13 protein-coding genes are annotated in these 12272 nt (G+C 67.6%); 4 read left to right on the top strand and 9 right to left on the bottom strand.

From position 1 onward, the window contains the following. Nucleotides 1-49: 49 nt before the first annotated feature. The 5 genes from AC07NS_RS21255 to cysT form a co-directional block, all read right to left on the bottom strand. The gene (locus AC07NS_RS21255) at nt 50-913 is read right to left on the bottom strand and encodes an SPFH domain-containing protein (RefSeq protein WP_494606480.1); all 864 of its coding nucleotides are present in this window, start codon (nt 911-913) and stop codon (nt 50-52) included. An 8-nt stretch (nt 914-921) separates the two neighbouring features. After that, complete coding sequence (locus tag AC07NS_RS21250) at nt 922-1113, bottom strand: hypothetical protein (RefSeq protein ID WP_494606478.1); 192 nt, start codon at nt 1111-1113, stop codon at nt 922-924. 158 nt (nt 1114-1271) lie between these two features. Then, a complete protein-coding gene (locus AC07NS_RS21245; protein ID WP_494606476.1) occupies nt 1272-2291 on the bottom strand; it encodes a sulfate/molybdate ABC transporter ATP-binding protein in 1020 nt (339 codons plus the stop codon). Nucleotides 2292-2303: 12 nt separating this feature from the next. After that, entirely contained in the window at nt 2304-3146 is an 843-nt protein-coding gene (gene cysW / locus AC07NS_RS21240; RefSeq protein ID WP_494606474.1) for a sulfate ABC transporter permease subunit CysW, read from the bottom strand. Beyond that, nucleotides 3146-4015 carry a sulfate ABC transporter permease subunit CysT gene (gene cysT, locus AC07NS_RS21235; protein ID WP_494606472.1) on the bottom strand — a complete coding sequence of 290 codons (870 nt, stop codon included), beginning with the start codon at nt 4013-4015 and terminating at the stop codon, nt 3146-3148. Before cysT ends, cysW begins: the two co-directional genes overlap by 1 nt. Nucleotides 4016-4363: 348 nt before the next feature. Here cysT and AC07NS_RS21230 point away from each other — a divergent pair, with 348 nt between their 5' ends. Both AC07NS_RS21230 and AC07NS_RS21225 read left to right on the top strand, forming a co-directional pair. Next, nucleotides 4364-6328, top strand: coding sequence for a rhamnogalacturonan lyase (locus AC07NS_RS21230; protein WP_494606471.1), 1965 nt, complete (start codon nt 4364-4366; stop codon nt 6326-6328). After that, entirely contained in the window at nt 6325-7656 is a 1332-nt protein-coding gene (locus AC07NS_RS21225) for an oligogalacturonate lyase family protein (RefSeq protein WP_494606469.1), read from the top strand. The genes AC07NS_RS21230 and AC07NS_RS21225 overlap by 4 nt, the downstream gene beginning before the upstream one ends. A gap of 108 nt (nt 7657-7764) precedes the next feature. On the opposite strand, the gene AC07NS_RS21220 is transcribed toward AC07NS_RS21225, so the two are convergent. Next, a complete protein-coding gene (locus tag AC07NS_RS21220) occupies nt 7765-8685 on the bottom strand; it encodes a sterol desaturase family protein (protein WP_494606468.1) in 921 nt (306 codons plus the stop codon). After that, nucleotides 8682-9056 (bottom strand): hypothetical protein, encoded by a 375-nt coding sequence (locus AC07NS_RS21215; RefSeq protein ID WP_494606723.1) that lies wholly within the window; start codon nt 9054-9056, stop codon nt 8682-8684. The genes AC07NS_RS21220 and AC07NS_RS21215 overlap by 4 nt, the downstream gene beginning before the upstream one ends. Before the next feature lie 170 nt (nt 9057-9226). On the opposite strand from AC07NS_RS21215, the gene AC07NS_RS21210 reads away from it, so the two are divergent. Next, nucleotides 9227-9709, top strand: a complete 483-nt coding sequence (locus AC07NS_RS21210) for a DUF805 domain-containing protein (RefSeq protein ID WP_494606466.1) — start codon at nt 9227-9229, stop codon at nt 9707-9709. A 79-nt stretch (nt 9710-9788) separates the two neighbouring features. Here the strand turns inward: AC07NS_RS21210 and AC07NS_RS21205 are convergent, their stop codons facing one another. Further along, complete coding sequence (locus tag AC07NS_RS21205; RefSeq protein WP_494606465.1) at nt 9789-10325, bottom strand: porin family protein; 537 nt, start codon at nt 10323-10325, stop codon at nt 9789-9791. A gap of 307 nt (nt 10326-10632) precedes the next feature. On the opposite strand from AC07NS_RS21205, the gene AC07NS_RS21200 reads away from it, so the two are divergent. Then, nucleotides 10633-11748: a beta-ketoacyl-ACP synthase III gene (locus AC07NS_RS21200; RefSeq protein WP_494606463.1), complete on the top strand. Its 1116-nt coding sequence runs from the start codon at nt 10633-10635 to the stop codon at nt 11746-11748. Nucleotides 11749-11768: 20 nt separating this feature from the next. Here the strand turns inward: AC07NS_RS21200 and AC07NS_RS21195 are convergent, their stop codons facing one another. Further along, nucleotides 11769-12251 carry an SRPBCC family protein gene (locus AC07NS_RS21195; RefSeq protein WP_494606462.1) on the bottom strand — a complete coding sequence of 161 codons (483 nt, stop codon included), beginning with the start codon at nt 12249-12251 and terminating at the stop codon, nt 11769-11771. Between the last annotated feature and the right edge of the window lie 21 nt (nt 12252-12272).

Raw genomic sequence — 12272 nt, 5'->3', positions numbered from 1 at the left:
GATTGGAGTGCGTTCAGCACCAACAATCCCCCGCCGGGGCCGCCTCGCGTCAGTCGATCTTCACGAACGGCGTGGCGCCGCTGGTGACCTTGGGCAGTTCGCCGTTCCACTTCTCGATGGCCTGCTGCTGCAGAACCTGCGGATTGGCGCGGATCGCCTCGCCCTTGATGCGGATGGCCTCGGCCTCGCCGCGGGCCTTGGCGATGGCGGCGTTGGCCAGGGCGGTTTCCTTGGCTTCCAGGGCCTTGGCCGCCAGGGCTTCCTGCTCGAGCTTGGTCTTCTCCTGCATGCGATCGACCACGGCGGCCGGATAGCGGATCGAGCCGATCCAATCCATCTGCGAGACGGCCACGCCATGACGCGCCCACTTGTTGGAGACGCGCGCCAGGGCCCGCTGCACCACCATCTGGCGGCCGCCGCTGTAGAGCGTCTCGACCGACACCTTCTCGGTCTCGGCGGCGATGGCCGAGCGGACGTCGTTGCGGATCGGCCCGTCGAGCAGTTGATCGAAGGTCAGGCGATAGGTCTGGTACAGCGCCGGCGCCGAGGCCGGATTGACCTGCAAGGTCACCGACACGTCGGCCGTCATCGGCAGGCCGGTGTTGTCGCTGAACTGCAACTCCTCGTTCTCGTTGCCCCGCTCGTCGCGGTCACGGGTGTAGCTGTAGGTGCGCTGGATCACCGGGAACTGGACGATCCGTTCGCCGATGCCCCGGAAGTACCAGCGCGCCGGCAGCGACTCGGGCGCAACGCCGGCGCCGGAGCCCAACGTCTTGATCTTCACCCCGACATTGCCGGGCTCGACCGTGGTGCCCTGCGAGATCACCGAGCAAGAGCCGAGCACCAGCACGGCGGCAGCGGTTACGACGAGCAGGATCGCCCGCTTGTTCAGCGGCGAATGAATGGCGGTCATGATTTCCCTCAATGCGCCTTGGGCGCGCGATTGGAAGCGTTCGGCGGGCGCGTCGCGATGGCGACGAAGCGCCTGGCCAGGAAGATCAATCCGGCCGTGCCGAGCGCGAAGACGAGCGGCGCGGCGATCAGGCCCAGGTCCGTGCCGGAGCCCCACAGAGGACCCACGACGACACGCACCAGGACGACCGCAAGGACCACCCAGATCGTAAGAAGAGCGACAGCTTTCCCCAACATCCCCTCAGCCCTCATGGACGGGCGATATCCAATAGCTAGGCAGGGGAAGGCGCCCCTGCAATCAGGGCGCCCAGAAATTGCCGCGATTTAATCTTCGGCCAAAGAGCCCGAAGAGGCGCCGATCAGGCCGCGTAGACGTGGCTCTTGGCGGCCGCGACCTTCACCGTGCCGGTGAAGCGGTCGGCGTCGGCGCGCGAGGCGGCGATCTCGATCCGGGCGCCGCCGGCCAGGACGGCGTCGACGCGCACCAGGGCGCCCTGGACGTTGACCCGCTCGACCTTGGCTTCCACACCGTCATCGGCCAGCACGAAATCATGCGGACGGACAAAGGCTTCGGCCGGACCGTCAGCGAGGCCGGGCGCCGGCAGGGTCAGGCCGCCAGCGACGAAGCGTCCGCCCTCGACCTTGCCCGTGAAACGGCTGGATTCGCCGACGAAGCCGCAGACGAAGGCCGAGACCGGATTGTCGTGCACCTCGCGCGGGGTGCCGATCTGCTCGATCTTGCCCTTATTGAGGATGGCCACGCGGTCGGCCAGTTCCAGGGCCTCTTCCTGGTCGTGGGTGACGAAGATGGTGGTGACGCCGGTGGCGTCGTGCACGCGGCGCAGCTCCTTGCGCAGCGACTTGCGGACCGTCGCATCGAGGGCGCCGAACGGCTCGTCCAGCAGCAGCACGCTGGGCTGCACGGCCAGGGCGCGCGACAGGGCCACGCGCTGACGCTGACCGCCCGACAGCTGCGAGGGATAGCGGCCGCCCAGGCCGTCCAGCTCGACCAGCTTCAGCAGTTCGTCGACGCGCTTGGCGATCTCGGCCTTCGGCGGCTTGTCCTTGCCCTTCCGCACATCGAGGCCGAACGCGATGTTCTTGGCCACGGTCATGTGCTTGAACAGCGCGTACTGCTGGAAGACGAAGCCCACCCGGCGCGCGGCGGCCGAGGCGTAAGTCACGTCGTTGTCGTGGAACAGCACCTGGCCGCTGTCGGGGAATTCAAGGCCCGCGATGGCGCGCAGCAGCGTGGTCTTGCCCGAGCCCGACGGCCCCAGAAGCGCCAGCAGTTCGCCGTCGGCGATCTCAAGGTCGACATTGTTCAGCGCCGGGTAGCGGCCGAACTGCTTCTGGACGGAACGGATGGAGATGGTCATGGCGGCGTTCCGTTAGTGGCCGCCCCGGCGCACGGCCGGTTGGGCGACTTCGAGGGCGGTCTTGAGCACGAGGGTGACGATGGCCAGCAGGCAGAGCAGCGCGGCGACCGCGAAGGCCCCCACGAAGTCGTACTCGTTGTAGAGGATCTCGACGTGCAGCGGCATGGTGTTGGTCAGGCCGCGGATGTGGCCGCTGACCACCGACACGGCGCCGAACTCGCCCATGGCGCGGGCGTTGCACAGCAACACGCCGTAAAGCAGGCCCCAGCGCACGTTGGGCGTGGTGATCCGCCAGAAGGTGTAGAGGCCCGAGGCGCCCATCGAGATGGCGGCCTCCTCCTCGCTGACGCCCTGCTCCTGCATCAGCGGGATTAGCTCGCGGGCGACGAACGGGAAGGTCACGAAGATCGTGGCCAGCACGATGCCGGGCACCGCGAAGATCACCTTCATGTCGTGGTCCAGCAGCCATTCGCCGAACCAGCCCTGCAGTCCGAACACCAGCACGTAGATCAGGCCGGCCACGACGGGCGACACCGAGAACGGCAGGTCGATCAGGGTGATCAGGAAAGGCTTGCCGGGGAAGTCGTGCTTGGCCACGGCCCAGGCGGCGCAGAGGCCGAAGACCACGTTGAACGGCACGGTGATCGCCGCCGTCAGCAGGGTCAGCTTGACCGCCGCCAGGGCGTCCTCGTGGGCGATGGCGTCGATGGCCACGCCCACGCCCTTGCGCAGGGCCTCGGCGAACACGGCGGCCAGCGGCAGGATGAGAACCAGCGCCAGGAAGGCCGCGACGACGGCCAGGACCAGCGCCTTGACCCAGGTCGGATCCTCGGTGGGGTGACGGGCGCGGGCCATCAGACGAACCTCCGCGAGTAGGCCTGGATGGCGTTGATCACCAGCAGCATCACGAACGAGACCACCAGCATCACGACCGCGATCGTGGCGGCCTGGGCGTACTGGAACTGCTCCAGCTGGATGATGATCAGCAGCGGCGCGATCTCGGACTTGTAGGGCATGTTGCCGGCGATGAAGATCACCGAGCCGTACTCCCCCACGCCCCGAGCGAAGGCCATGGCGAAGCCGGTCAGCCAGGCAGGCCCCAGGGCCGGCAGGATCACCCGCCAGATGGTGGCCAGGCGCCCCGCGCCAAGGCTGGCGGCGGCCTCTTCCACGTCGGCCGACAGGTCGCGCATCACCGGCTCGATGGTGCGCACCACGAACGGCAGGCCGATGAAGACCAGGGCGATGGTCACGCCGATCGGGTTGTAGGCGGCCTTGATCCCCAGCGGCGTCAGGAACTGCCCGACCCAGCCGTTGGGAGCGTATAGGGTGGCCAGGGCGATGCCGGCCACGGCGGTCGGCAGGGCGAACGGCAGGTCGACCAGGGCGTTGAGGATGGTCTTGCCCGGAAACTCGTAGCGCACCATCGCCCAGGCGGTCAGCACGCCGAACACGCCGTTGACGACGGCGGCGACCAGGGCCGCGCCGAAGGTCAGGCGATAGGCGGCCAGCGCCCGCTGCGAGAAGGCGGCGGCCAGGAATTCGCTCGGCGACAGCTCGGCGGCCTTCAGCGCGACGGCCGACAGCGGAATCAGCACGATCAGCGACAGCACCGACAGGGTCACGCCCAGGGTCAGGCCGAAACCCGGGATGGCCGAACGACGGCGGAACAAGGGACGGCGCGCCGCGACGGGGCGTTGCGCGGCGGGGGAATCGGCGGTCATCGTCTGATCGTCGTCCTGGATCCGTCTGCGGCCGAAGGCCTTGGAAGATAAGAATGCGCCAGCCATCCTCCCGGCGCCGGCGCGGCGTCAAGCTGGACCGCTTAAATCCCCACCACCTCTGTGGGGTCAATTGAGATTTAGCGGGCGAACCCCGCAGAAAATCTGTCTCGCCGCCACCCTGCCCTCGCGCCTCGAAACCGCGAAGCGAATTCGGCCGATCGCTCAACCGCCGCCAGACAAGTTTCACAATGTGAAGTCATGATGCAATTTATGGGAAATGTGTTGCGCGTTTCGGCCGTCGTGCGAAGATCGCGGCAACAAAGTTCAAGATCCCTTTGGGGGGAAATCATGCCTCGTCGCTTCCGCAAGGCCGCCATGCTGGCGTCCGCCGCCGCCTCGCTGCTGGCGCTTCCCGTCCTCGCCGCGCCCCGCCAGGCCGAACGCCTCGACCGCGGCCTGGTCGCCGCCCCCGCCATCGACGGCGGCGTGCTGGTGTCCTGGCGGCTCAGCGGCGACGACGCCCTGGGCCTGGCCTTCAACCTCTATCGCGACGGCAAGAAGCTGAACGCCAAGCCGCTCGCCTTCGCCACCAACTTCGTCGACAAGACCGGCGTCGCGGGCTCGCACTACAGCCTCAAGACCGTGATCAAGGGCAAGGAAGTCGCCCTGGCCGGCGAGACCGCCGCCCTGAAGGACGGCTTCCTGACCATCCCGCTGCAGAAGCCCCCCGGCGGCGTCACTCCGGACGGACAGGCCTACGAATACACCGCCAACGACGCCTCGGTGGGCGACCTGGACGGCGACGGCCGCTACGAGATCATCCTCAAGTGGGACCCGACCAACTCCAAGGACAACGCCTTCGCCGGCTACACCGGCCCGGTGCTGCTGGACGCCTACACCCTGGACGGCAAGCGCCTGTGGCGCATCGACCTGGGCCGCAACATCCGCGCCGGCGCCCACTACACCCAGTTCCAGGTCTTCGACTATGACGGCGACGGCCGGGCCGAGATCGCCGTGCGCACCTCCGACGGCACGGTGGACGGAACCGGCAAGGTGCTGGGCGACCCGAACGCCGACTGGCGCGAAGGCCCAGAAGAGCGGCCGACCAACGACAAGACCGGCTCCGAGATCAAGCCGGACGGCACCAAGGTGGCCAAGCTCACCGGCCGCATCCTCAAGGGTCCCGAGTTCCTGACCGTGTTCGACGGCCGCACGGGCGCGGCGCTCGATTCGGTTCCGTTCTCGGCTCCGCGCGACCCCACTACCGACAAGCCGACCGCCGAGCAGATGACCAAGCTCTGGGGCGACGGCTACGCCAACCGCTCCGACCGCTTCCTGGCCGGCACCGCCTATCTCGACGGCCAGCGCCCCAGCATCATCATGGGCCGCGGCTACTACGCCCGCACCACGGTCAGCGCCTGGGACTTCCGCGACGGCAAGATCGTCCAGCGCTGGCTGTTCGACAGCGCCGCCCCCGGCGTGCCGGAGGGCTTCGGCGGCCAGGGCAACCACCAGCTGGCGGTGGCCGACGTCGACGGCGACGGCCGCGACGAGGTGGTCTACGGCTCGATGGCCATCGACGACAACGGCAAGCCGCTGTGGACCGCCAAGCTCTATCACGGCGACACCCTGCACCTGGGCGACCTGGACCCGACCCGTCCGGGCCTGGAGCGCTTCGGCGTCAACGAGAGCCCGAAGATGAACGGCGGCATCGGCTCGGCCATGGTCGACGCCAGGACCGGCGAAGTGCTGTGGACCACGCCCACCGAAAGCGACACCGGCCGGGGCGTGGCCTTCGACATCGACCCGCGCTTCCCCGGCGCCGAGGTCTGGGCCAGCAATTCCGACGTGCTCTACACCGTGAAGGGCAAGCCGATCGAAGGCGTGAAGCATCCGCGCCAGACCAATTTCGGCATCTGGTGGGACGGCGACGAGTTGCGCGAGCTACTCGACAAGAACCAGATCTCCAAGTGGGACTGGACCACGGGCCAGACCAAGGTGCTGTTCACCGCCGAGGGCATGCTGTCCAACAACGGCACCAAGGCCACCCCGACCCTGTCGGCCGACATCCTGGGCGACTGGCGCGAGGAGCTGATCCTACGCTCGGAGGACAACACCTTCCTGCGGATCTACGTCACGCCCTACCCGACCGACCGCCGTCTGGTGACCCTGATGCACGATCCGGTCTATCGCGCCGGGATCGCCTGGCAGAACACCGCCTACAACCAGCCGCCGCACACCAGCTTCTTCCTGGGCGACGGCATGAAGAACCCGGACCGTCCGAACATCGCCATCGTGAAGGTGAAGCCGTGAAGAACGCCCTGATCGGCCTGGCGACCGCCTTCGCCATCGCCCTGCCCGCCTTCGCCCCCTCCGCGTTGGCCCAAACGCCGGCCGCCGAGCCGCCGCGCGAGTGGATCGACAAGGACACCGGCCACCGCGTCGTGCGCCTGTCGGACGAGCCGGGCTCGAGCAGCCTCTATTTCAACTTCAACGGCTACACGCCCCAGGGCGACAAGCTGGTGATCTCCACGCCCAAGGGCCTGAGCACGGTCGACCTGGCCACCCGCAAGCTGGCGCCGCTGGTCGAGGAGAACGGCAAGTTCCTGTTCGTCGGCCGCAAGACGCGCTCGGCCTATTTCATCGTCACCGAGGGCGAGACCCGCGTGGTCAAGGCCGTCGACATCGACAGCAAGAAGGTCCGCGTCGTCGCCAAATTCGATCGCGGCGACATCCAGACCATCAATTCCGACGAGACCCTGCTGGGCGGGGTGGTGGTCAGCGACCCCAAGATCGAGACCCGCCCCGACGGCGTGCTCAAGCGCGACAACCGCTATGATCAGGCCGCCTACGCCGCCAATGGTCCGGACGGCAAGCCCCTGCCCTTCGCCGAGGCCAAGGAGGTGCGGCTGAACGAGCGGCTCGACTCGAAGATCCCGATGGAGATGTTCGTCATCGACCTGCGCACCGGCCAGAAGCGCGTGGTGCACGCCGCCACCGACTGGCTGAACCACCTGCAGTTCTCGCCGACCGACCCGAACCTTCTGATGTTCTGCCACGAGGGTCCCTGGCACAAGGTCGACCGCTTGTGGCTGCTGCGCACTGACGAGGCGAACGCCAAGCCGGTGAAGATCCACACCCGCACCATGAACATGGAGATCGCCGGGCACGAATGGTTCAGCGCCGACGGCAAGACCGTCTGGTACGACCTGCAGACCCCGCGCGGCGAGGACTTCTGGGTGGCCGGCTACGAGATCGCCACCGGCAAGCGCACCTGGTACCACGTCGAGCGCAACGCCTGGTCTGTGCACTTCAACTCCAGCCCCGACGGCAAGCTGTTCGCCGGCGACGGTGGCGACGCCGAGATGGTCGCCCACGCGCCGGACGGAAAGTGGCTGTACCTGATGCATCCGCGCGGCATCCCGGACGTCGCCGGCATCCACGCCCCCGACTCCGAGCACCTGATCCGCCCGGGCGTCATCGACGCCGAGCGCCTGGTCAACATGAGCGGCCACGACTACCGCCTGGAGCCCAACGTCAACTTCACGCCCGACGGCAAGTGGCTGGTGTTCCGCTCCAACATGCACGGCGGCCAGCAGGTCTATGCGGTGGAGCTGGCGAAGCCCGCTCCGGCTAAGTGAGGCCATTCCAAAATCCGTAAAACCCCCGCGAAAGCGGGGGCCTCGGCTTTTTCTGAAACGCGCGGCGCTCGACGATAAAACACCTGGGTCTCCGCTTTCGCGGGGATTTTACGGGAGGTTGTCGGCAGCCGCCGCCTTCTCTTCCCGCGCCCGCCACCTCGCCTTCAGCGTATGCGAGGTCTCGCGCGAACCGTCGGGGCTCCACCCCGGCGGCCCGAACAGATAACCCAGCACCTCGCGCGGCGACCGGCTCCCCGCCAGATCCTTCCCGATCCCAATCCACTCGTGGAAGACGTTGGTGAAGAGGTTGAAGTTCGCCAGGTTCCGCACGATCCCATACCGGCACGGCTCGGCGTCGTCCTCGGGGATGAAGGTGCCGAACAGGCGGTCCCAGATGATCAGGATGCCGGCGTAGTTGGCGTCGAGATAGCGGGCGTTGCGGGCGTGGTGCACCCGATGGTGCGAGGGCGTGTTGAACACCGCCTCGAACCAGGCCGGCATGCGGCGCACGGCCTCGGTGTGGATCCAGAACTGGTAGACGAGGCTGATCCCCTTCTGGATCGCCACCATGGCCGGCGGAAAGCCCAGGAAAGACAGCGGCAGCCACAGCAGCCAGGTGCCGGCCACGCCGCCGGTCCAGGTCTGCCGCAGGGCGGTCGTCAGGTTGTAGTGGGTCGAGCTGTGGTGGTTGACGTGGCTGGCCCACCAGAACCGCCGCTCGTGGCTCAGGCGGTGGAACCAGTAGTAGGTCAGGTCCTCGGCGAAGAAGAGCGCCACCCAGGCCCAGACGGCGCCCATGGGGATCGTGAAGATCCGATGCTCGTAGACCCAAAGGCTGGCGGCGAAGATGACGCCGCCGGTCAGCAGGCCGACGATGCTGTTGCCCAGCCCCATCATCAGCGAGGTGGCCGCATCGCGGGGCTCGTAATTGGCCTTGGCCTTGCCGAAGCGGGCCAGCAGCACCTCCAGCACGATCGCGATCACGAAGAACGGGATGGCCAGTTGGACGGGATCGAAGGCCGGCTTCACGCGGCCGTCTCCACCGGCGGCCAGGGCCGGTCGCCGAGGACCAGGCGCGGCGCGCCATCGACGCCGGGCAGCCTGATCCGCCCGTCCCGGGCCCCGCTGGCGACGACCCCGGCCCAGGGCGCGCTGCGGGCGACATAGCCGTCGCCGCGCCGCCACAGCACCAGCGCCTCGGCGCCCGAGCGGGCGACCAGCCCGGCGCCGTCGCCGGCCAGCCAGACGCTGTCGATGCGGTGATCCGGAAACTCCTCGGCCAGCAGGCGCATGGCCGCGTCGACATCGAGCGGCGGCGTGGGCCGGGCGAGTCGCGCCCAGGCGGCCAGCGCCACCAAGGCGGCTACGGCCACGGCCGAACCGACCAGCTGAATGACCATGATCAAGCTCAACGTTTCCCCCGATGCTCTTGTTTTCCAAGAACGTTCGGACGCGGGAACCGCCGGGTCAAGCCTCGGCGACGAAGGCGGCTTTACGGCGAGGCTTGCAACCCCCTAGACTTGACGAAACCGACCCATGCGCGTTCCGCGCGAAATTCTGGACCTTTTCGATGCAGATGCTGGAGCCGTTGCGCAAGTACGCCGAGTTCGAGGGTCGGGCCACGCGCTCGGAATACTGGCTGTTCTTTCTGTTCCGTACGCTGGTGTACCTGGCTCTGACGGTGGCGGGCGTCGTCGCCATCTCGTTCACCGGCCTGGGTGTCAACGGATCGACGCAGCCTGACACCGCCGCGGGCGTCGCCGCCGTGCTGCTGTTCAGCGTCTTCGGCCTCGTCACCCTCGCCCTGTTCATTCCGACCCTGGCCGTCAGCGTCCGCCGCCTGCACGACAGCGACAAGTCGGGCTTCTGGCTGCTGCTCGGCTTCATCCCCTTCGGCGGCTTCGTGGTCTTCATCTTCGACCTGCTGGACGGCACGCCCGGTCCGAACCGCTACGGGCCAGACCCGAAGGGTCGCGACGGCTTCAACGGTCCCGGGACCGTCCATCACCACTATCACTACCCGACGGCCGAACAGGCTCCGCCCGTGGTCTGACCGCGCTCTCGGAAGCCGGACACGAAAAGGCGCGCCGCCCGCGAGGACGACGCGCCTTTCTTCATTTCAGGCCTGGAGCTTAGAACTTCCGGGCGTAGCCCACCGAAACGACGTTGGCGTCGTCGGCGTCGTTGTCGCGGAACTGCTGGCGCGTGTAGTCGACGCGCACGCCGTTCTTGTCGTCGAACTTGTACTGGGCGCCGACGCCGTAGTTGACGCTGTCGGCGTCGTACTTGCTCTGCACGCCGGCCGTGGTCTGCTTGAACTGGGTGTTGCCGTAGCCGACGCGGCCGATCAGGTCGATGTTCGGGGTCACCGGCAGGAAGCCCACGCCATAGACGGCGGCCGAGTGGGTCTGCTCGAGGTTGGAGCGGACGCCGGCGCGGTCGATGTTGTCGTCCTTCACGCCGCCGGACAGTTCGCCCTCGACGCCGAAGTGCGGGGTCAGCTTCGCGCCCAGGCGGCCTTGGATCGCGCCGGTGTCGGCGCCTTCGGCGCGCGAGCTGTTGTAACCGAGGTTGCCGTAGATCTCCGGCGACGTCGATTGAGCATGGGCCAGAACCGGAACAGCAGTGACCGACGCGGCGGCCAGGGCCGCAGACATGAGAACCTTCATTTTTTTACTCCATGGTACTGGGATTTCTTGTGCTCCCTCAGCCTCCTCTGGGTATGGGGCCAACGCGGCCCGTATTTGACCGTCCGCGGACTTGTTTGGGGCCATTGCGTGTCGTTTCCGACATTTGCACCGGGGATTGTGGCCGGCCCCGGAAGGTTCCCCGACGGCAGGGCGAATAGCCGCGGCCGATGCGCCGGGGACACGGTCGCTAGCAGGTGACGCGGGCGCGGGGCGTGCTATTGATCCCGACCAAACAGTGATCAGATCGGCGCGCCCATGTCGCGCGCCGGCCATCGGGACAGTCGCCTTGCATCAAGCCGTCATCGCCGCCACGGGGCTCTTCACCCCGCCGTTCAGCATCTCGAACACCGAACTGGTCGACGCCTTCAACGCCTATGTCGAGCGCTTCAACGCCGCCAACGCTCAGGCCATCGAAGCCGGCGAAGTGACCGCCCTGGCGCCCTCCTCGCCCGAATTCATCGAGAAGGCCTCGGGCATCAAGTCGCGCTTCGTGATGAACAAGGACGGCATCATCGACCCCGAGGTCATGCGCCCGAACCTGCCCGAACGCCCGAACGACCAGATCTCGATCCTGGCCGAGATGGCGGTGAAGGCGGCGCAGCAGGCGATCGCCGCCTGGGGCAAGCCGGTGTCGGAGATCGGCGCGGTGATCTGCGCGGCCTCGAACATGCAGCGCGCCTATCCGGCCATGGCCATCGAGGTCCAGCAGGCCCTGGGCATCGAGGGCTTCGCCTTCGACATGAACGTGGCCTGCTCGTCGGCCACCTTCGGCATCAAGACCGCCGCCGACTTCATCGCCACCGGCAGCGCCAAGGCCGTGCTGATGGTCAATCCCGAGATCTGCTCGGGCCACCTGAACTTCAAGGACCGCGACAGCCACTTCATCTTCGGCGACGTGGCCACGGCCGTGATCATCGAAGAGGCCTCGCAGGCCACGGGCGGCTGGGAGATCCTGGGTACGCGCCTGAAGACCCAGTTCTCCAACAACATCCGCAACAACTTCGGCTTCCTCAACAACGCCGCTCCCGAAGGGATCGGCGCGCGGGACAAGCTCTTCGTGCAGGAAGGCCGCAAGGTGTTCCGCGAGGTCGTGCCGATGGTCAGCGAGATGATCGTCGAGCACGCCGGCGACATCGGCCTGGACGCCACCGCCCTCAAGCGCCTCTGGCTGCACCAGGCCAACATCAACATGAACGACCTGATCGCCCGCAAGGTGCTGGGCCGCGATCCCGAGGCCGGCGAGAACGTCATCATCCTCGACGAGTACGCCAACACCTCCTCGGCCGGCTCGATCATCGCCTTCCACACCGCCAACGACGACTTCGTCGCCGGCGACACGGGCCTAATCTGCAGCTTCGGCGCCGGCTATTCGGCCGGCACGGTGTTCGTCAGGAAGCGCTGAGCCCCTTCACGCGCTCCCCCTCACGCGCTCAAAGGCGCGGCCCGCGGGTATTTGAGCTCGCGGGCGAAGCTGGCCAGGATCAATGGCCAGCCATGGTCGGAGGCCATCCCCTGGCGGATGGCCTGCGCGCCCTCGCCGTGACGGTCAAGGTCGCGGTGCTCGACCACGATCCGGGTCCCCTCACCCGACGGCTCGAACCGGAACTCGACCTCGCTCTGACGCTCCAGAGGCTCGACGCCGCGATCGGGCGCGATGTTGAAGCCGACGATCAGACGGTGCCCGGGATCATAGGCGCGGACGTCGCCCCATGGACTTTCCCCGCCTTCCTTGTCGACCTCGAACCAGCGCCCGCCGGCCACCGGCTCGACGTGCACGGCGGCGAAACGGGCGCCGCTGCGGCTGTAGGCCATCGGCCACCAGCGCCCCATGTCGCCGACGAAGCGGGCGAAGGCCTCGGCCGGCAGGGCCTCTACGGTGATCTCGCTGACGATGCTTGCGGCCATGCAGGTCCTCCTCGGCGAGGA

The organism is Caulobacter sp. GW821-FHT10A10 (assembly GCF_059415745.1).
This window is presented reverse-complemented; position numbering and strand designations above follow the sequence as displayed.

Excerpts from the sequence above, each read along its gene's own strand:
- AC07NS_RS21205 (WP_494606465.1), bottom strand. The coding sequence starts at position 10,325 with ATGAAGGTTCTCATGTCTGCGGCCCTGGCCGCCGCGTCGGTCACTGCT.
- AC07NS_RS21255 (WP_494606480.1), bottom strand. The coding sequence starts at position 913 with ATGACCGCCATTCATTCGCCGCTGAACAAGCGGGCGATCCTGCTCGTC.
- cysW (WP_494606474.1), bottom strand. The coding sequence starts at position 3,146 with ATGGCCCGCGCCCGTCACCCCACCGAGGATCCGACCTGGGTCAAGGCG.
- AC07NS_RS21230 (WP_494606471.1), top strand. The coding sequence starts at position 4,364 with ATGCCTCGTCGCTTCCGCAAGGCCGCCATGCTGGCGTCCGCCGCCGCC.
- AC07NS_RS21215 (WP_494606723.1), bottom strand. The coding sequence starts at position 9,056 with ATGGTCATTCAGCTGGTCGGTTCGGCCGTGGCCGTAGCCGCCTTGGTG.
- cysT (WP_494606472.1), bottom strand. The coding sequence starts at position 4,015 with ATGACCGCCGATTCCCCCGCCGCGCAACGCCCCGTCGCGGCGCGCCGT.
- AC07NS_RS21195 (WP_494606462.1), bottom strand. The coding sequence starts at position 12,251 with ATGGCCGCAAGCATCGTCAGCGAGATCACCGTAGAGGCCCTGCCGGCC.
- AC07NS_RS21245 (WP_494606476.1), bottom strand. The coding sequence starts at position 2,291 with ATGACCATCTCCATCCGTTCCGTCCAGAAGCAGTTCGGCCGCTACCCG.
- AC07NS_RS21210 (WP_494606466.1), top strand. The coding sequence starts at position 9,227 with ATGCAGATGCTGGAGCCGTTGCGCAAGTACGCCGAGTTCGAGGGTCGG.